This is a genomic window from Novosphingobium tardum (assembly GCF_042652045.1).
Classification (GTDB): Bacteria; Pseudomonadota; Alphaproteobacteria; order Sphingomonadales; family Sphingomonadaceae; genus Novosphingobium; species Novosphingobium tardum.
Map to the genome: position 1 here is coordinate 1101961 of NZ_JBHSDR010000003.1, position 17406 is coordinate 1119366.

The window sequence follows — 17406 nt, forward strand, 5'->3', positions numbered from 1 at the left end:
CTAAAGCGCGGGTTGCATCCTGCCGGCTGCCTCGCCCGAAGCCTGGCATTCCTCTGCCGCCTCGAGCGGACCGACGATCCGCCCCGCCTTGCGCCAGCCGGGCCGGCGATAGGCATAGTAGGCAAGCGCGGTGGTAACCAGCGAACCCACGGGAAACGACAGCCAGATCGCGTCCGCGCCGATATGCGGCATCGCCAGCGCGATCACGCCCAGGCGTACGGGATACATCGCGATGGCAAGGATGATGAGCGGAGCATAGACCACACCGCCCGCGCGCATCGTGCCGAACAGTACGATGGTGGCGCCAAAGGGGATGAAGCTCCAGCTCGCCAGGAACTGGATATGGCGCGCCAGCGGCACTGCGGGGCTGTCCGGTCCCAGGAACAGCACTAGGACCGCGCGGTCGAAAATCAGGAGGATGGCGGTCAGGACCCCGGTCATAGCCACGTTGGCGATAACGCCGGATCGCGTGATCCGGTCGAGCCGCTCGGGCAGTCCCGCGCCAATCGACTGGGCGGCCATTGCGCTTACCGCCGCGCCTATCGCCATCGCGGGCATCTGCAGATAGGTCCACAACTGCAGGGTCGCGCTATAGGCGGCCGCGGTTAGCAGCCCTTCGCGGTTGACGATCCCTACCATGACGATCCCCGCGCCAGAGATGATAAGCATCTGCGCGCCCATCGGCAGGCCCTTGCCGAGAATGTATTTCAGCTCCGCCCGGTCGGGCACGAGATAGCCCAGTTCCGCCCCGCGCAGCCTAAGCGGCAGGTCACGCCAGTAGATGAAGGCGATGTTCGCGATAAGCCCGACGTAAGTGGCGATCGCGGTCGATAACGCCGAGCCGGCGATCCCCAGCGCGGGCAGCGGTCCCGCGCCCCGGATCAGGAGGGGGTTGAGCACGACGTCGAGAACCACCGTCAGCGCCATGAACTTTAGCGGAGTGTTGGCGTCGCCTGAGCCGCGGAGGCCCATCGAAAGCATCACCGCCAGCATCGAAGCGGGCATGGCGAGGAAAATGACCCGCAGATAGGTGAGCGCCAGGCCGCGCGAATCTCCCGGCGTGCTCAGGATGTCGAGCAGCGCCGGCGCGCCGATCCACCCCGCGACCGCAACGATGATCGCAAGTCCCACGCAAAAGCCCACCGCCGTGCCGAATGTGCGCCGCGCGGCGTCGATCTCACGCGCGCCGAAGGCCTGTCCGACCTTGATCGTGGCGGCCATGCCGAAGCCGAAGACCGCGGCGAAGACCAGAAACATGATGATGTTGGCGTTGGCGGTCGCGGCCAGCGCGGCCTCGCCGATCAATCGCCCCACCCAAACCGAATTGACCGAGCCATTGAGCGACTGAAGCACGTTCGACGCAAGGGTCGGCAAAGCAAACACGAGGAGCGTCTGCATGATCGGCCCGCTGGTGAGATCGCGGCCCGGTCGTCCCGAGGCGGCGGGTGCGGGTTGCTCGGTCATGTCCCGCGAGTGTCCCCGTAGAGGTGGATGTGAAGCCGGTCACTGAACCGCAGGCCGTGGCGGCACGCAAGGTCCGCCAGCCATACCGAACGCAACCGCACAACCTCGCTCGAGGTTCCCTCGGGCATGACGAAAAGCCGCTCTCCGGGGATCGCGTATTCGGCCTGAAGGCGCAGGACTTCGTCGAAGTCGGCAGGTTCGGCAATCACGAACTTGAAGAACGAGCACGCGTCGGCGGCGAAGTCGGCAAGCCGCTCGGGAAGCAAGGCCAGCGATGCCGGATTGCCGCTGTGCGCCAGCTTGGGGCTGATGTTGAACTGGTCGACGAGCGGGCGAAGCGAAGGGTGAGGCGCGACCGTACCGTTCGTCTCGACTTCGACATGAAGCGCAGGACGATGCGCATGCAGCAGGTCGAGCAATCGCGCCAGGGCCGTGCCCTGCAGGAGTGGCTCGCCGCCGGTGACGACGAGGCGGTCGCCGGGCATGTCCAGGATCAGCGCGGCCACGGCGGCTTCGTCGAGCACGACCTGGTTCGCCGCGCGATCGAATGCGACTCCGTCGCGATGCGGGCGGTTATCGCCGGAAAATCGCCAAGTATAGGCCGTGTCGCACCACTCGCAGGCTAGGTTGCACCGCGACAGCCGAACGAAGATCGACGGACGTCCTGCCGACGGCCCCTCGCCCTGGAGCGAGGTGAAGATCTCGGGCTCCCCGGCGCGGACCGTGGCGAGCGCCAGGCTCACCCCAATCGCGCCAGTGCCGAGGCCAGCCGCTCTGCTTCCGCGGCATGGGCCGCGTGGTCGGTGCGCGCCTTCTCGACCGCCTCGGGCTTGGCCTTCTCCACGAACGCGGGATTGGCCAGGCGCTTATCCAGGCTGTCGCGCTCTTTCTCGGACGCCGCCAGCGCCTTGGCGAGGCGATCCTTTTCAGCAGCGATGTCGATCACGCCCTCCAGCGGGATGACGAGCGTATCGGCGCCGACGCCAACCTGCATCGCCGCGCCGGCCGGCGCGCTTTCGAACCGGATCGCCGAGACGCGGGCAACGCGCTCGATCGCCGCGCCATTGCCGGCGATGATCCGGCGACCTGCCTCGCTCGGCGTCGCGAGATAGGCGTCGAGCCGGGCGCCGGGCGAAATGCCAAGCTCGGCCTTCGCGCCGCGCAGTTCGCGGGTAAGCGCGATCAGCCAGTCGACCTCGGTGCGGGCTTCCGCGTCCACCGCAGCCTGTGGCTCGGGCCATTTCGCCACGATGAGTTCGTAAGGCCTGGGGTGAGCAGGATCGGCAAGCTTGTGCCACAGTTCTTCGGTCACGAAGGGCATGAACGGGTGGAGCATCACGAGGATCTGGTCGAGGACCCAGCCGGCGACGTCCCTCGTCTCGGTATCGATCTGCCCTTTGATCAGTTCGAGATACCAGTCGCAGAACTGATCCCAGACGAAGTGATAGATCGTGTTGGCCGCCGCATCGAAGCGCAGATCGGCCATCGCCTTGTCGAGCGCGGCAACCGTTTCGACTACTTCGCCGACGATCCACTTGTTGACCGCCAGCTCTGCAGTCGGCGCGGCCACGCCGGCGCTCGCCCCGATGCCGTTCGCCTGGCAGAACCGTGCCGCGTTCCACAGCTTCGTCGCGAAGTTGCGGTAACCCTCGACCCGCTTCTCGTCGATCTTGATGTCGCGGCCCTGGCTCTCCATCGCGGCCATGAAGAAGCGCAGCGCGTCTGCCCCGTACTGGTCGATCAGGCCCAGCGGATCGACCACGTTGCCCTTGGACTTGGACATCTTTTGTCCGTCCGCAGCGCGAACCAGCCCATGAAGATAAAGCCGCTTCCACGGCACCTCGTTCAACAGGTGCATCCCCTGCATCGCCATCCGCGCATCCCAGAAGAACAGGATGTCGAAGCCGGAAATCAGGAGGTCGTTAGGATAATGGCGCTTGAGCAGTTCAGTCTGCTCGGGCCAGCCGAGCGTGGCAAACGGCCACAGCGCGGACGAGAACCAGGTGTCGAGCACATCCTCGTCACGGGTCAACGCCACTCCCGGGCCCGCCTGCTTCGTCGCCTCTGTCTCAGTCTCGGCAACGAAGATTCTGCCGTCCTCGGCATACCACGCTGGGATGCGGTGACCCCACCACAGCTGGCGGCTGATGCACCACGGCTGGATGTTCTCCAGCCAGTTGAAGAAGGTCTTTTCCCAGCTCTTGGGGACAATCTCGATCCGTCCGTCGCGCACTGCGGCGAGCGGCGCGGCGACCAGCTTCTCGGCCGCCACATACCATTGGTCGGTCAGCCACGGCTCGATCACCTCGCCGCCGCGGTCGCCGTAAGGCGTCTGGATCACGCGGTCCTCGACCCGTTCGAGCAGGCCTTCCGCCTCGAGCATCGCGACAACCCGCTTGCGCGCCTCGAACCGGTCGAGCCCGACGAGTTCGGCGGGAACCAGCCCGTCGGCGGTCTGCACGACCCTTGCCTCGGAATCGAGCATGTTGAGCATGTCGCCGGCGGCGATGCCGGCGCGGCGGCCGACCTCGAAGTCGTTGAAGTCGTGCCCCGGGGTGATCTTGACCGCTCCCGACCCCAGCTCGGGATCGGCGTGCTCGTCATGGATGATCGGAATTTCGCGCCCTGTGATCGGCAGGCGCACTTTGGCTCCGCGCGCAACGAGCGCGGCGTAGCGTTCGTCCGTGGGGTTCACCGCCACCGCCATGTCGGCGAGCATCGTCTCGGGCCGGGTGGTGGCGACCGACACGCTGCCGCTTCCATCCGCCAGCGGGTAGGTCAGGTGCCAGAACTGGCCGTTTATCTCGCGCGTTTCCACCTCAAGGTCGCTGATCGCGGTCTTGAGCTTGGGGTCCCAGTTCACCAGCCGCTTGTCGCGGTAGATCAGCCCCTCGTTATAGAGATCGACAAAGACCTTGATGACCGCCGCGGAAAAGTGCGGGTCCATCGTGAACTGTTCGCGGCTCCAGTCCATCGAGCAGCCAAGCCGGCGCAACTGGCGCGTGATCGCGCCGCCGCTTTCGGCCTTCCAATCCCAAACCTTCTCGATGAACTGCTCGCGGGTGTAGTTGGTGCGCTTGTCCTGGCGCAGCGCCATCTCGCGCTCGACCACCATCTGGGTCGCGATGCCGGCGTGATCCGTGCCCACGACCCACAGCGCGTCCTTGCCGCGAAGCCGCTCGTAGCGGATCACCACGTCCTGCAACGTGTTGTCGAGCGCGTGTCCGATATGGAGCGAGCCGGTGACGTTCGGCGGCGGATTGACGATGGTGAAGGGCACCGCATTGGGCCGCGCCGGGCGGAACAGGCCGGCGTCTTCCCAGTGCGCGTACCAGCGCGCCTCGATCGCCGCAGGATCGATCGTCTTGGCCAGTTCGCCGCCGGCCGCCGTGGTTTCGCTGTCGCTCATCGGCCCGCGCTTTGCCAGTGCCGGCACGCGCAGGCAAGCATGCTGGAAGGCGCTTGTGAGGCCTTCGGATGGTCGCACGCGATACACTTGTCGGCGCTGGCTTTTTACCGCATGAGGCGAGACGATGCGGGCTCTTGCCGATTTCACGACCACACCGGGCAGCGATGGCGGGGTGACACTCGCCTTCAGCGGGCCTCTCGTCGTGTCGGGCCTTGGCGTTCTTGACGGGCGTCTGCGCCGGCTCGACGAAAAGGTCACGAAAGTCGATTTGGGCGGGATCGACTGCATCGACACCGTCGGCGCATGGACGGCCTGGCGCGTCGCGCGCGACAACAATGCCGAGATCGTCAACGCCACCGAGGGCACCCAGCGGCTGATCGATGCGGTAAGCCACGTCGAAGGCACCGCCCCCATCCGCCCGGACCGGGATGCATTGCTCGAACGCGTGCCGGAAGCCGTCGGCACCCTGGTCACTGGCTGGGGCCATGGCATTCTTGCGATGATCGGCTTTCTCGGCGCAATGCTTGTCTCGACCGGCACCGTTATCCGTCATCCGCGCCGCTTCCGCTTCAAGGCGGTCATTCATCAGTTCGAGCTTGTCGGGGTGTCCAGCCTCGGGATCATCGGCTTGATGAGCTTCCTGATCGGCATCGTCATCGCCCAGCAGGGCGCCGTGCAGCTCCGCCAGTTCGGCGCGGAGATCTACACCATCAACCTGACAGGCCGGCTTGCACTGCGCGAACTCGGCGTGCTGATGACCGCAATCATGGTTGCGGGTCGGTCCGGCTCTGCCTTCGCCGCGCAGATCGGCACGATGAAGCTGACCGAGGAAGTCGACGCAATGCGCACCATCGGCGTCTCGCCGGTAGAGGCGCTGGTCCTTCCGCGGGTGATCGCGGTCGTGTTCATGATGCCGCTGCTCGGTTTCTATTCGGGCGTCCTGGCGATCATCGGCGGCGCGGTGCTGTCTACGCTGACCCTTGGCATTCCATTCTTCACGTTCCTTTCGCGCATCCAGGAAGTCGTGCCGCTGCACGACCTCTTCGTGGGTTTGACCAAGGCACCCGTGTTCGGGCTCATCATCGGACTGGCCGGCTGCTACCAGGGCATGCAGGTCAAGGGTAACGCCGAGGAGGTGGGCCTGAGGACGACTGCGGCGGTGGTCCAGGCGATCTTCATGGTGATCGTGCTCGACGCGTTCTTCGCAGTGTTCTTCACCAAGGTCGGCTGGGCATGAGCGAAAGCAATGTCTTGCCCGACGAGGCGCTCGACATCGACGTCGAGCCTTTTACCGGCGAATATCCGATACGCATTCACGGATTGCGCAACAGCTTCGGCGAACAAGTGGTTCACGAAGGGCTCGACCTCGAGGTGCGCAAGGGCGAGATTCTCGGCGTCGTCGGCGGATCGGGCACGGGCAAGTCCGTACTGATGCGCTCGATCATCGGACTGCAGATCCCGGACGAAGGGGAGATCGAGGTCCTCGGCCGGTCGATCACCGGCGCGCAAGACGATGACGACATCGACATCCGCTCGCGCTGGGGCGTCCTCTTTCAGGGCGGCGCGCTTTTCTCGACCCTGACCGTGGGCGAGAACGTCGAGGTTCCGCTGAAGGAATTCTTCCCCGAAATCCGGCACGAACTGCGCCACGAGATCGCGCGCTACAAGGTGGTGCTATCAGGCCTGCCCGAATCCACGACCAGCAAATACCCGTCCGAACTGTCAGGCGGGATGCGCAAGCGCGCCGGTATCGCCCGCGCCCTGGCGCTCGATCCCGAACTCCTGTTCCTCGACGAGCCGACGGCGGGCCTCGATCCTATCGGTGCCGCGGCTTTCGACGAGTTGATCGTCGAACTTCAGGCGACGCTCGACCTGACGGTGTTTCTGATCACCCACGACCTCGACACGCTTTACGAAATCTGTGACCGGGTGGCGGTGATCGCCGACCGAAAGGTAATTGCGGTGGGCACGATCCCCGAGCTGCTGGAAACCGGGCATCCGTGGATACAGGAATACTTCAACGGCCCGCGCGGTCGGGCGGCGCGCGATACGCGCGACCGGCTGGAAGCGCGCGGCGGCACTTCAGCGCTCGCGCAAGAAGCGGCGGAGCGCCGCGCCGCCGCCACAAAGTCAGCAGACAACGCAGCCCATGAAGGCCCCGACGACGGCGCGAATAGCGTGGACAGTCCGCCGGCGGCAAAGGCATAGGGCGGGGGCAAGAAGGCAATACGATGGAAACGCGGGCAAATCATCTCTGGGTCGGAGCGGTGACGCTGATCCTGCTGGCGGCACTGGCCGCCGGCTTCATCTGGCTCGCCAAGCTCAACAAGGGCGACCAGAACGAATACGACGTGTTCTTCAAGCAGTCGGTCGATGGTTTGGCCAAGGGGTCCGAGGTTGCCTTCTCAGGCGTTCCCGCGGGTCAGGTGAAAGAGATCGAGCTGTGGGAGAAGGACCCCGAATTCGTCCGGGTTCGCCTGCGCATCGACGACAAGATACCCATCCTTCAGGGTACCACTGCCAGCATGCAGGGCAGCTTTACCGGCGTTTCGACCGTTCAGCTCGACGGCGCGGTGCGCGGCGCCCCGCCGATCACCGAGATCGGGCCGGAAGGCGTGCCCGTGATTCCCACCCGCCGCGGCGGTCTGGGCGAACTGCTGAGCAACGCTCCGCTGCTTCTTGAACGCCTCGCCACTCTTACCGAGCGGCTCACCTTGTTGCTTTCCGACAAGAACCAGGCCTCGATCGAGGGCATCCTTGCCAACAGCGAACGGATGTCGGGCAGCCTTGCCGACAGCGCGCCGAAGATCGACCGGACGCTGGCCGAACTGCAGAGCACATTGCGCCAGGCCAACTACACGCTCGCCAGCTTCGAAAAGCTCGCCGGATCGACCGATCAGATGATCAACAAGGAAGGCGCCAGCCTGGCAGAGCAGCTTCGCACCACTCTGAAATCGGCACAGGCCGCGGCAACCGAACTGCAGGGCACGTTGGGCGATGCGCGTCCCGCCGCCCGCCAGCTGTCGGAAAAGACGCTGCCAGCGGCCGAGGCGGCGCTGCGCGACTTGCGCGCGACGACGAATTCGCTGCGGGATGTGACCGACAAGATCAACGACCAGGGTGCTGGCAGTCTCGTCGGCGGCGCCAAGCTGCCGGACTACAAGAAGTGACGCGGATGACCATTGGAAAGGGCCGAGCGATGACGACCACCCGGGCACTTGCCCCGCTTGCGGCGGTGCTGCTGCTGTCCGGCTGCATCAGTTTCGGATCGAAGCCGCCGCCGACCCTGTTCAACCTTACCGCGACCAGCCCGGCGCAGGCCGGCAGCGGGGCGAGCGGGACACTCAGCAGTGCGATCGTGGTGCTCGAGCCTCAGGCCGAACAGCGCCTCGACGTAGTCCGCGTGCCGGTCCAGATCGACGACGCCAACGTCGCCTACATCAAGAACGCGGCCTGGGTCGAACGTCCTGCACGCCTGCTTCAGCGTCTGGTGACCGAGACGATCCGCGCACGTGGATCGCGCCTTGTGCTCGATACCGATCCCGGCACCGGCAACAGCACCAAGCTGGAAGGTCGGTTGCTGGACATGGGCTTCGATGCCCGGACTTCGTCCGCGGTGGTGCGGTTCGACGCAGTGCGCACCGCCATCGGCGGCGAGATTTCCACGCGCCGCTTCGAAAGCATCGTTCCCGGCGTGACGGCCAAGCCGGAGTCGATAGGTCCTGCCCTCAACCAGGCGGCCAACGACGTTGCGCGTCAGGTTGCCGACTGGGTCGGCTGACGGGGCTGGCTAGGCGCCCGGGCGGGAAAGCCGGGCAAAGCGGATTGCGTTTTCGAACAGTGTGAAGCGCGCAGCGCGGTGCGCCTGTGCCTCGGCGTCGGTGCCCCACTTCTCGGCCTGGAAGTCCTCTTCCAGGTTCGCCGCGGACCACAGGTGCTCCGCGTCGGCATCGGGCGCAAGCGCCGCCAGCCCGATGACCAGCGAGGCCGACAGGTTGGCGGTCACTCGCAGGCTCGCCAGCGCGAAGTCGTCGAGGGCAGTCACGGCCGCGCGCATCGCTGCAAGCGTCGTGGCGGGCTGGGGGCGGTGGAGGATGCCGACCACGCGCTCGAAACGCACGTGGTGGCGCGTCTCGACCTCTTCCAGCAATGGGTCCCACAGCGCGCGTTGGCGGATCGCCAGGGGCTCGTCGGGCTCGGCCCGGTAACACAAGGTATCGCTCTCGGCGTAGCGCAGGCAATCGGCGATCGATCCCTCGCGATCGCCGCCAACGATGTCGATGGCGCTGTCGGCAAGGTCCCGAAAGACGAAAGCGGCGAGTTGGATCGTCTCCCCCTGCGCGCGCCATTCCGCAGCCAGTGCGTCGGCAAGGGCAATTGTCGGTACGACCTGCGGCTTGCGCCCGGCAGTCCGTATCGGGCGCCCGTCAAGCTCGACTTGCCAGCCGTCGCCCTGCGCGGAAACGGTCACGTCCTTGTAGAAGCGCTTCACTGTGGCGGCGTCCGCCAGCGGCGGGCAAGCAGCAGCGGAGCGACAAAAGTCCCGGCCAAACCCGCCACGATCAGAATGATCCCGGCGGCCGGCGGAAGGATCGCGAGCCGACCCACGTTTATCAGTATGCCGACGAGGACGAGTGCCACGCTGGCAAGGCGCGCGGCCTGGATCACCGCAAAGCGTGCTGCAGCCGGGTCGCGCTCGCTCATCGCGCACCCCTGAGCAGTGCGCCCAGCTCAGCGGCGGTGTCGGCCACGGCGCTGGCGCCCGCCTCCGTAAGCTCGGCTGGCTCGTGATAGCCCCAAGAAACGCCCAGCGCGCGCACCCCGGCGCTGCGCGCCATGGTCATGTCGAAACTGGTGTCGCCGATCATCGTCGCGTCAGAGTTGGCGACGCCTGCCTCGTCAAGCGCAGCCTCGATCATGGCGGGATGAGGCTTTGACGGGTGTCGGTCGGCGGTCTGGAGAGTGACGAAGCGGTCGGCGATGCCGTGAACCGCAAGACAGTGCGCCAGCCCCCGGTCCGACTTGCCGGTGGCCACGCCCAACAGCCAGCCTTCCCGGGCGAGATCCTCGATCAGCGCGGCGATCCCTTCAAACAGCGGCTCGTGGATCGCGCCCGCGCTGCGCAGCGCCTGGTATGCTTCGCGGTAGTGCTCGGCGAGCACGGCGTGTTCGGCGGCATCCGCCTCGGGCAGAAGGTGGTGCATGGCGCGGTCGAGCGACAGTCCCACGGCGCGGCGAATCTGCGCGCGGCCGGGGGCGATGCGCCCGCCCTGCGCAAAGGCGGTTTCCATCGCCACGCAGATGTTAGCCTGGCCATCGACCAGGGTTCCGTCGCAATCGAAGATGGCGAGCCGACGGGACATGTCCTCAGGCCTCCGTCCGGCGCATCAGCGCCGCGATACCCGCGCTTCCGGCTGCTTCGAGCCCGGCGGCGACGCGTTCGCGCTCCTCCACCGGCTTGTTCTGACTGAGCTTGAAAGTCGGCCGCCACGCGGTGATCTCAAGTTCGAAGCCGACGATGCCGTCGAGCAGCCTCGCAAAGGCATTCCCGTCCATCTTGGAACGTGTCCACGGGCTTCCTTGCGCCACACGTGCCTCGTTCCGGTCGGACAGGTCGTCGAGCAGCGAAACCAGGTCATCGCGTGCAAGGCGGCGCACCGGCCCCTGCATCTCGAGCGCGACATAGTTCCACGTCGGGACCTGCCGCTGGTCGGAATACCAGCGCGGGCTGACATAGCCGTCCGGCCCATTGACCAGCGCCAGAGTCTCCTGGCCATCGAGGTGGCGTGAGAGCGCATTGCCGCGGGCGAGATGAAAGCGCAGGCGATCATCACCGTGGCGCAGCAGAGGCGCGTGCGCGACGCGCGGTCCGTCCGGAACCGCGGCGAAGACCATCCCAAAGCCGACCTGGTCGACCAGCGTATGGCACAAGCCGCGATCGTTCTCCCGGAACACCGGGTTCGGATGCATCAGCGCGGACCCTTGCGCGGCGGCCCCGAAGTCTTGCCAGGTCCGGACCTGCCGCGCGGCGTCTTATCTCCAAGGCGGGGCTTGCCCTCGGAGCGGGGCTTGCCGCCCGGCTTGGGCTTGCCGCCGGAGGCTGGCTTGGATGCGCCAGTGCGCCGTGCCGCCGTGCGCGCCGGTGCGGCATCGCCTTCGCCGCGCCCGCGCCGCTCTCCGCGCCGTTCCTTGCGGTAGGTCTTGGCATAAGCCTTTGCCGCCTGCTTCTTCGCCGCCGGATCGGGCGGGGGCGGCGTGAAGTCGGTTTCGCCCATCGCCTCGTCGAACCCGAGTTGGATCATGCTGGCGGCGAAATGTTCGGGCAGCGGCGCCGTCACGTCGATATGGTCGCCGTCGGGATGCTCGATCCGCAGGCGGCGGGCGTGAAGGTGCATCTTTCGGCTGATCGAACCGGTTAGGAACGCGTCCTGCCCGCCGTACTTGCCATCGCCGACGATCGGGTGGCCTATCGCCGCCATATGGACGCGCAACTGGTGTGTGCGGCCGGTGAACGGCTGAAGCTCGACCCACGCGGCGCGGTTGCCGGCGTGGTCGATCACCCGGTAACGGGTTCGGGCCGACTGGCCATATTCGCTCTCGTCGACCATCATCTTCTCGCCGCCCGTGCCGGGCTGCTTGGCCAGCGGCAGTTCGATGAGGCCGTCCTCGATCGATGGCACTCCGACGACCAGCGCCCAGTAGATCTTGCGCGCGCTGCGGCCGGAGAACCGCTTCGAAAAGAACGCGGCGCTGCCCGGAGTGCGTGCGATCAGCAGGACGCCCGACGTATCCTTGTCGAGCCGGTGGACGAGACGCGGCCGCGGCGCGGTATCGGCGGCGAAGGCATCGAGCAGTCCGTCGACATGGACGGTGGTTCCGCTCCCGCCCTGCGTGGCAAGGCCGGGGGGCTTGTTCAGCACGATCGCGGCGCGGTCCTGTTCCAGCACCATAGCCTCGGCCTGGGCAAGCTGCTCGTCGGTGAGCTGCTTGCGCGGTCGCGCGGTCTTGCCAGTTGCGGCGGGAAGCTGGGCGGAGCCGGGGGGCACGCGCAACACCTGGCCCGAGGCGAGGCGGTCGGCGGGATCGGCTCGCTTGCCATCCACCCGCAACTGGCCGGTCCGCGCCCAGCGCGAGACGGTGGCGAAGCCGACCTCGGGCAGGTTGCGGCGGAACCAGCGGTCGAGCCGGACCCCGTCGTCATCGGCGCCGACGGTGAACTGGCGGACCTCGGAATCCTCACCCGAGGGCGGGCCGACGCGTGCGGAGGAGCGGGCGGGGAGGCGGGTCATCCTGCGACCCGCATCACCAGAAGGCCGGCGAACAACGCAGCGGCACCCGCCAGTACCGAGAAGAAGGCGTAGATCGCCGCAGCGCCGACCGCGCCGCGTTCGATCATGAGGATCATCTCAAGACTGAAAGCCGAGAAGGTCGTAAATCCGCCGAGAAGGCCAACGCCCAGCAGCAGGCGCCAGGCTTCGCCGCCGCTGCCGTGTCTGGCGAGCCAGCCGGCGAGCAGCCCCATCGCCAGGCTACCGGCGACATTGACCGCGAGCGTCGCCCAGGGAAACACGCCGGCCGCGGCGGGCCCGACCGCGGCGGTGACCGCGCGACCCGCCTGGTAGCGCAGGACGGCGCCGGTCGCTCCGCCCACGGCGACGAGCGCAGAAGCGGCGAGGGGTCCGGGAAGGGCTGGGGATACGCTCATTCACCCGGCCTTAGCGGGGCAGCGTCGATTGCGAAAGGTGCGCGGCGCTGGTATAAGCCGGCTTCGCCCGATGAGGGTGGCAGGTCCATGCGCGCTTGCTTTCATGCCGGTGTGCTGCTAGCGGCGCGTCTGCTTTGGCGGGCTGGATCGAACGGATTCGGCCTGCTTCGTTCGTTTTTCAGGGAATTCGGGGTCGGTGCCTGCGGGCGCCAGTGGCCTTCAGATATATCGAGGTTTCAGCGGTTTATGCAAATCATCGTTCGCGAAAACAACGTCGACCAGGCTCTGCGCGCGCTCAAGAAGAAGCTGCAGCGCGAGGGCGTTTATCGCGAGATGAAGTTGCGCCGGCACTATGAAAAGCCTTCGGAAAAGCGCGCCCGTGAAAAGGCCGCCGCCGTTCGCCGCGCCCGCAAGATGGAGCGCAAGCGGGTGGAGCGCGACGGAGGCAAGTAAGCCTTCGCGCTTGATGGATCGGCTGCAAGCAGCCATTGAGGGCGCCGATGATTTCGGCGCCCTTCGCTTTTGCGGCGCGCGAAATCGGCCGGCAGCGAATCGGGGGTTGAGTTACCATGTCTGAAATCACGCGGGTTCCGCTCCAGCCGATCGCCAAGGGTTCGCTCACAAAGCTGTGGCTCGGGATAGTCGTCGCCCTGCTGCTCGCCGCGGGCTTCGCGTGGTCGCAGCGCTACCAGGGCGTGACGGTCGAGACGCTGGCCCCGGGCGCGGGGCCGATGCCCACGAAGGATGACGTCGTCCTCATCAACTACACCGGCAAGCTGGCCGACGGCACCGTCTTCGACAAGGGCGAGAAGGTTCCGCTTCCGCTCGAAGGCGTGGTGCCGGGCTTCAGCGAGGGCCTGTCCAAGATGCAGAAGGGCGGCAAGTACCGGCTCTTCATTCCCGCGTCGAAGGGCTACGGGGCAGAGGCGCAGCGCAATCCCTCGACCGGCCAGGTCGTGATTCCGGCGAACAGCGCGCTTGAATTCGACGTCGAGCTTCTCGACTTCCGCAGCCGCGCCGAGATCATGGCCCAGCAGCAAATGCTCCAGCAGCTTCAACAGCAGGGCGGAGCGGGCGCCGCGCCGCCTCGGTGACCTTGCGCGCCGGTGGCGGGAAGTCCCGCCGCGGCGCTTGATGCAGTGCAGCGCAGTCGCTAACGCGGCCCGCATGTCAGTCGATACCGCAACCGTCCGGAAAATTGCCGGCCTCGCTCGCATCGCCATGGGCGATGAGGCGATCGCCGCGATGGTCCCAGAACTCAACAACATCCTCGGCTGGGTCGAGCAGCTCGGCGAGGTCGACGTGACCGGCGTAGAGCCGATGACTGCAGTCATTCCCGTCGCCCTCCGGCTTCGCGCGGATGTCGTCGCGTCCGATCTCGAGACCGGCGGCGGCAAGCGCGACCGCGTGCTGGCCAATGCCCCGGCGAACGAGCATGGCTTTTTCGGCGTGCCCAAGGTGATCGAATAGTGACCGACCTTACCGAACTCGGCGTTGCCGCGATCCGTGACGGCGTTGCCGCGGGCAGCTTTACCGCCCGCGAAGTGGCCGAAGCGTTCAACGCCAACGTCGCTGCGGCGTCCATTCTCAACGCATTCATCGTCGCCACGCCCGAGCGGGCGCTGGATGCTGCCGACAAGGTCGATGCCGCGCGCTCGGCGGGGCAGCCGCTGGGCAAGATGGCAGGCGTCCCGATCGGGATGAAGGATCTGTTCGCCACGCGCGGCGTCCAGACCACGGCCGCGAGCCACATCCTCGAAGGGTTCGTTCCCGAGTACGAGAGCACTGTTTCGCAGAAGCTGTGGGACGCTGGCGCAGGCATGCTGGGCAAGCTGAATCTCGATCAGTTCGCGATGGGTTCGTCGAACGAGACCAGCTATTTCGGCAACGTGATCAGCCCGTGGCGGCGCAACGACGGCGGCAACGCCGCGCTCGCCCCCGGCGGTTCGTCGGGCGGCAGCAGCACTGCGGTCGCGGCGCTGCTCGCCCCGGCGGCTACGGGCACCGATACCGGCGGATCGATCCGCCAGCCGGCCGCGTTCACGGGCATTGCAGGGATCAAGCCGACTTACGGCCGGTGCAGCCGGTGGGGCATCGTCGCCTTCGCCAGCAGTCTCGATCAGGCGGGCCCGATGGCGCGCGATGTGCGCGACTGCGCGATCATGCTCGAAGCGATGGCGGGTTTCGATCCGAAGGATGCGACCAGCATCGACATGCCGGTTCCCACCTGGGAAGCGGGCCTGTCGGGCAACCTTTCGGGCGTGCGCGTGGGTATTCCGCGCGAATACCGGATGGACGGCATGGACGCTGACGTGGCGAAAAGCTGGGACGACGGGATCGCCTGGTTGCGCGACGCAGGCGCCTCGATCGTCGACATCAGTCTTCCGCACACCAAATATGCGCTGCCGGCCTATTACATCATCGCGCCGGCCGAAGCCTCGTCCAACCTCGCCCGCTATGACGGGGTGCGGTACGGGCTGCGCGAACTGCCCGAAGGCGCTGGGCTGCAGGACATGTACGCCGCCACGCGCGCCGCAGGTTTCGGCGACGAGGTGAAGCGCCGCATCCTCATCGGCACCTACGTGCTCTCGGCCGGCTTCTACGATGCCTACTACACCCAGGCGCAGAAGGTCCGGGCGCTGATCGCTCGGGATTTCGAGAACGCATTTCGCGATTGCGACGTGATCCTCGCGCCCACCGCGCCGAGCGCCGCCTTTGCGCTCGGGGAAAAGAGCGACGATCCCCTGGCGATGTACCTCAACGACGTGTTCGCCGTTCCGGCGAGCCTTGCCGGCCTGCCGGCCATGTCGGTTCCCGCCGGCCTCAACCGCGAGGGGCTTCCCCTGGGGCTGCAGGTCATCGGCAGGGCCTTCGACGAACAGGGCGTCCTCAATGCCGGCCTCGCGATAGAGAGCCGCGCCGGCTTCGCGGCCAAACCGGAGAAGTGGTGGTGACCGAGTATCGCATCGAGGGCGCAACCGGGGCGTGGGAGGTCGTCGTCGGCCTCGAAGTCCATGCTCAGGTGACGTCGAATTCCAAGCTGTTCTCGGGCGCTTCGACCAAGTTCGGGGCCGAACCCAACAGCCAGGTTAGCCTCGTCGACGCAGCGATGCCGGGAATGTTGCCCGTGCCGAACCGCGAGTGCATCCGCCAGGCGGTGCGCACCGGCATGGCGATCGAGGCCGAGATCAACGCGTGGAGCCGGTTCGATCGCAAGAACTACTTCTACGCCGACCTGCCGCAGGGCTACCAGATCAGTCAGCTCTACCACCCGTTGGTGGGTGAAGGCGGGCTGGACATCGTGCCTGATGAAAAGCAGCCCGAGGCGATCAAGCGCATCGGGATCGAGCGGATCCATGTCGAACAGGATGCGGGCAAGCTGATGCACGATCAGCATCCGACGATGAGCTACGTCGACCTGAACCGCTCGGGCGTCGCGTTGATGGAGATCGTCAGCCGCCCGGACATGCGCTCCCCGGCAGAGGCCGGGGCATACCTGCGCAAGCTGCGCAGCATCCTGCGCTATGTCGGCTCGTGCGACGGCAACATGGAAGAAGGCTCGATGCGCGCCGACGTAAACGTCAGCGTGCGGCGGCCGGGCGGCGAACTGGGCACGCGCACCGAGACGAAGAACGTCAACTCGGTCCGTTTCGTGATGGCCGTCGTCGAACAGGAGGCACGCCGCCAGGTCGGGGTGATCGAGGATGGCGGAACGATCGTGCAGGAAACGCGCCTCTACGACCCCGACCGCAACGAGACGCGGTCGATGCGCAGCAAGGAAGATGCGCACGATTATCGCTATTTCCCCGATCCTGACCTGCCGCCGCTGGTCCTCGACGGCGATTTCCTCGCCGAATGCCGCGCCAGCCTTCCCGAACTGCCCGATGCGAAGCGCGCGCGTTACATCGGAGAACTGGGCCTGAGCGCCTACAACGCCGACATCCTCACCGCGGAAGTCGAGACCGCCCGCTGGTTCGAGGTGCTGCTGACCGAAACCGCGGCGCGCCAGGGCAAGGGGCCGGCTGACGTCGCCAAGCAGGCGGCCAACTGGCTGACGTCGGAATTGTTCGGCGCGCTCAACCGCACCGGCAAGACTCTCGATACCAGCCCGGTCAGCCCGGCCCAGGCAGCCGAGTTGCTTGCGCTGGTCGGTGACGGCACGATCTCCGGCACGATTGCCAAACAGGTGTTCGAGAAGATGCTGGAAACCGGCGACGGCGCCGGCACCATCGTTGAGCGCGAGGGCCTCAAGCAGACCAGCGATACCGGCGCCATCGATGCCGCAGTGGCAAAGGTGCTGGGCGACAATGCCGAAAAGGTCGAGCAGTACCGTGGCGGCAAGGAAGCCCTGTTCGGGTTCTTCGTCGGACAGACGATGAAGGCGATGCAGGGCAAGGCCAACCCGCAGCTTGTCAACGCCGCGATCAAGAAGGCGCTGGGGTGATACCCGGCGTTCCCCGCGCGCCACACCGCAGCGCGGGGAACGCCGGTCAAAATCAGGCGGCGCGGGTTCCCGTCATCGCCATCGTGCCGAAAGCGCCGGCCTTGACGTTGCCCGTCAGCGTATCCCCGTCGATCACCGCGTCGCACTCCAGCGTCATCGGCATCGGCACGGTCATGTTCATCTTCCAGGTGATGTTGTTGCCATCGACCTTTCCGTCGACGACATCCATCGAGCCCATCGCCCCGGCATTCTGCCCGGTGAAGCTGTCGCCATCGACGTTGATGGTAAACTTGGACTTCTGGTCGCCCATCGGGGTCTTGGTGACGCAATCATAGGTTCCGGCAACGGACATCGATTCTCTCCCTTTGAAAATTGCTCTCGTCG

At 66.4% G+C, this 17406-nt stretch carries 19 protein-coding genes; 9 read left to right on the top strand and 10 right to left on the bottom strand.

What is annotated here, in order from left to right:
- Genes ACFO0A_RS05520 through ACFO0A_RS05530 form a run of 3 tightly spaced genes read right to left on the bottom strand, consistent with a single transcriptional unit; the run spans nt 1 to nt 4873 of the window.
- Entirely contained in the window at nt 1–1464 is a 1464-nt protein-coding gene (locus ACFO0A_RS05520; protein ID WP_379537964.1) for an MATE family efflux transporter, read from the bottom strand.
- Nucleotides 1461–2207, bottom strand: coding sequence for a 7-carboxy-7-deazaguanine synthase QueE (locus ACFO0A_RS05525; protein ID WP_379537965.1), 747 nt, complete (start codon nt 2205–2207; stop codon nt 1461–1463). The genes ACFO0A_RS05520 and ACFO0A_RS05525 overlap by 4 nt, the downstream gene beginning before the upstream one ends.
- Complete coding sequence (locus tag ACFO0A_RS05530; RefSeq protein ID WP_379537966.1) at nt 2204–4873, bottom strand: valine--tRNA ligase; 2670 nt, start codon at nt 4871–4873, stop codon at nt 2204–2206. Before ACFO0A_RS05530 ends, ACFO0A_RS05525 begins: the two co-directional genes overlap by 4 nt.
- A 124-nt stretch (nt 4874–4997) precedes the next feature.
- Between ACFO0A_RS05530 and ACFO0A_RS05535 the strand changes: the two genes are divergently transcribed.
- The 4 genes from ACFO0A_RS05535 to ACFO0A_RS05550 are packed head-to-tail and all read left to right on the top strand — an operon-like array spanning nt 4998 to nt 8654.
- Entirely contained in the window at nt 4998–6110 is a 1113-nt protein-coding gene (locus ACFO0A_RS05535; RefSeq protein ID WP_379537967.1) for an MlaE family ABC transporter permease, read from the top strand.
- Nucleotides 6107–7081, top strand: coding sequence for an ABC transporter ATP-binding protein (locus tag ACFO0A_RS05540; RefSeq protein ID WP_379537968.1), 975 nt, complete (start codon nt 6107–6109; stop codon nt 7079–7081). Before ACFO0A_RS05535 ends, ACFO0A_RS05540 begins: the two co-directional genes overlap by 4 nt.
- Nucleotides 7082–7104: 23 nt before the next feature.
- On the top strand, nt 7105–8043 hold the full coding sequence (locus tag ACFO0A_RS05545) for an MlaD family protein (RefSeq protein ID WP_379537969.1): 939 nt from the start codon (nt 7105–7107) through the stop codon (nt 8041–8043).
- 29 nt (nt 8044–8072) lie between these two features.
- Nucleotides 8073–8654 (top strand): ABC-type transport auxiliary lipoprotein family protein, encoded by a 582-nt coding sequence (locus tag ACFO0A_RS05550; RefSeq protein WP_379537970.1) that lies wholly within the window; start codon nt 8073–8075, stop codon nt 8652–8654.
- A gap of 9 nt (nt 8655–8663) precedes the next feature.
- Here the strand turns inward: ACFO0A_RS05550 and ACFO0A_RS05555 are convergent, their stop codons facing one another.
- The 6 genes from ACFO0A_RS05555 to crcB are packed head-to-tail and all read right to left on the bottom strand — an operon-like array spanning nt 8664 to nt 12578.
- Nucleotides 8664–9365 carry an ATP12 family chaperone protein gene (locus ACFO0A_RS05555; protein WP_379537971.1) on the bottom strand — a complete coding sequence of 234 codons (702 nt, stop codon included), beginning with the start codon at nt 9363–9365 and terminating at the stop codon, nt 8664–8666.
- Complete coding sequence (locus tag ACFO0A_RS05560; RefSeq protein WP_379537972.1) at nt 9362–9577, bottom strand: hypothetical protein; 216 nt, start codon at nt 9575–9577, stop codon at nt 9362–9364. Before ACFO0A_RS05560 ends, ACFO0A_RS05555 begins: the two co-directional genes overlap by 4 nt.
- Nucleotides 9574–10236 carry an HAD-IA family hydrolase gene (locus tag ACFO0A_RS05565; protein ID WP_379537973.1) on the bottom strand — a complete coding sequence of 221 codons (663 nt, stop codon included), beginning with the start codon at nt 10234–10236 and terminating at the stop codon, nt 9574–9576. The genes ACFO0A_RS05560 and ACFO0A_RS05565 overlap by 4 nt, the downstream gene beginning before the upstream one ends.
- Before the next feature lie 4 nt (nt 10237–10240).
- Entirely contained in the window at nt 10241–10843 is a 603-nt protein-coding gene (locus tag ACFO0A_RS05570) for an FMN-binding negative transcriptional regulator (protein ID WP_379537974.1), read from the bottom strand.
- Nucleotides 10843–12162, bottom strand: a complete 1320-nt coding sequence (locus ACFO0A_RS05575) for an RluA family pseudouridine synthase (protein WP_379537975.1) — start codon at nt 12160–12162, stop codon at nt 10843–10845. Before ACFO0A_RS05575 ends, ACFO0A_RS05570 begins: the two co-directional genes overlap by 1 nt.
- Nucleotides 12159–12578, bottom strand: coding sequence for a fluoride efflux transporter CrcB (crcB, locus tag ACFO0A_RS05580; protein ID WP_379537976.1), 420 nt, complete (start codon nt 12576–12578; stop codon nt 12159–12161). The genes ACFO0A_RS05575 and crcB overlap by 4 nt, the downstream gene beginning before the upstream one ends.
- A 246-nt stretch (nt 12579–12824) precedes the next feature.
- Here crcB and rpsU point away from each other — a divergent pair, with 246 nt between their 5' ends.
- The 5 genes from rpsU to gatB all read left to right on the top strand — a co-directional run bounded on the left by rpsU (nt 12825) and on the right by gatB (nt 17022).
- Nucleotides 12825–13031 carry a 30S ribosomal protein S21 gene (rpsU, locus tag ACFO0A_RS05585; protein WP_379537977.1) on the top strand — a complete coding sequence of 69 codons (207 nt, stop codon included), beginning with the start codon at nt 12825–12827 and terminating at the stop codon, nt 13029–13031.
- A 116-nt stretch (nt 13032–13147) separates the two neighbouring features.
- Nucleotides 13148–13672 carry an FKBP-type peptidyl-prolyl cis-trans isomerase gene (locus tag ACFO0A_RS05590; RefSeq protein WP_379537978.1) on the top strand — a complete coding sequence of 175 codons (525 nt, stop codon included), beginning with the start codon at nt 13148–13150 and terminating at the stop codon, nt 13670–13672.
- A 73-nt stretch (nt 13673–13745) separates the two neighbouring features.
- On the top strand, nt 13746–14048 hold the full coding sequence (gene gatC, locus ACFO0A_RS05595) for an Asp-tRNA(Asn)/Glu-tRNA(Gln) amidotransferase subunit GatC (protein WP_379537979.1): 303 nt from the start codon (nt 13746–13748) through the stop codon (nt 14046–14048).
- Nucleotides 14048–15532: an Asp-tRNA(Asn)/Glu-tRNA(Gln) amidotransferase subunit GatA gene (gene gatA, locus ACFO0A_RS05600; RefSeq protein WP_379537980.1), complete on the top strand. Its 1485-nt coding sequence runs from the start codon at nt 14048–14050 to the stop codon at nt 15530–15532. The genes gatC and gatA overlap by 1 nt, the downstream gene beginning before the upstream one ends.
- Entirely contained in the window at nt 15529–17022 is a 1494-nt protein-coding gene (gatB, locus tag ACFO0A_RS05605) for an Asp-tRNA(Asn)/Glu-tRNA(Gln) amidotransferase subunit GatB (RefSeq protein WP_379537981.1), read from the top strand. Before gatA ends, gatB begins: the two co-directional genes overlap by 4 nt.
- A 52-nt stretch (nt 17023–17074) precedes the next feature.
- Here gatB and ACFO0A_RS05610 read toward each other — a convergent pair whose 3' ends face one another.
- A complete protein-coding gene (locus ACFO0A_RS05610; RefSeq protein WP_379537982.1) occupies nt 17075–17374 on the bottom strand; it encodes a hypothetical protein in 300 nt (99 codons plus the stop codon).
- Between the last annotated feature and the right edge of the window lie 32 nt (nt 17375–17406).

Bases quoted from the DNA above. Each gene is read 5' to 3' on its own strand.
- ACFO0A_RS05520 (WP_379537964.1), bottom strand. From the start codon at position 1,464: ATGACCGAGCAACCCGCACCCGCCGCCTCGGGACGACCGGGCCGCGAT.
- ACFO0A_RS05530 (WP_379537966.1), bottom strand. From the start codon at position 4,873: ATGAGCGACAGCGAAACCACGGCGGCCGGCGGCGAACTGGCCAAGACG.
- ACFO0A_RS05535 (WP_379537967.1), top strand. From the start codon at position 4,998: ATGCGGGCTCTTGCCGATTTCACGACCACACCGGGCAGCGATGGCGGG.
- ACFO0A_RS05540 (WP_379537968.1), top strand. From the start codon at position 6,107: ATGAGCGAAAGCAATGTCTTGCCCGACGAGGCGCTCGACATCGACGTC.
- ACFO0A_RS05545 (WP_379537969.1), top strand. From the start codon at position 7,105: ATGGAAACGCGGGCAAATCATCTCTGGGTCGGAGCGGTGACGCTGATC.
- ACFO0A_RS05550 (WP_379537970.1), top strand. From the start codon at position 8,073: ATGACGACCACCCGGGCACTTGCCCCGCTTGCGGCGGTGCTGCTGCTG.
- ACFO0A_RS05560 (WP_379537972.1), bottom strand. From the start codon at position 9,577: ATGAGCGAGCGCGACCCGGCTGCAGCACGCTTTGCGGTGATCCAGGCC.
- ACFO0A_RS05565 (WP_379537973.1), bottom strand. From the start codon at position 10,236: ATGTCCCGTCGGCTCGCCATCTTCGATTGCGACGGAACCCTGGTCGAT.
- ACFO0A_RS05570 (WP_379537974.1), bottom strand. From the start codon at position 10,843: ATGCATCCGAACCCGGTGTTCCGGGAGAACGATCGCGGCTTGTGCCAT.
- ACFO0A_RS05575 (WP_379537975.1), bottom strand. From the start codon at position 12,162: ATGACCCGCCTCCCCGCCCGCTCCTCCGCACGCGTCGGCCCGCCCTCG.
- crcB (WP_379537976.1), bottom strand. From the start codon at position 12,578: ATGAGCGTATCCCCAGCCCTTCCCGGACCCCTCGCCGCTTCTGCGCTC.
- rpsU (WP_379537977.1), top strand. From the start codon at position 12,825: ATGCAAATCATCGTTCGCGAAAACAACGTCGACCAGGCTCTGCGCGCG.
- ACFO0A_RS05590 (WP_379537978.1), top strand. From the start codon at position 13,148: ATGTCTGAAATCACGCGGGTTCCGCTCCAGCCGATCGCCAAGGGTTCG.
- gatC (WP_379537979.1), top strand. From the start codon at position 13,746: ATGTCAGTCGATACCGCAACCGTCCGGAAAATTGCCGGCCTCGCTCGC.
- ACFO0A_RS05610 (WP_379537982.1), bottom strand. From the start codon at position 17,374: ATGTCCGTTGCCGGAACCTATGATTGCGTCACCAAGACCCCGATGGGC.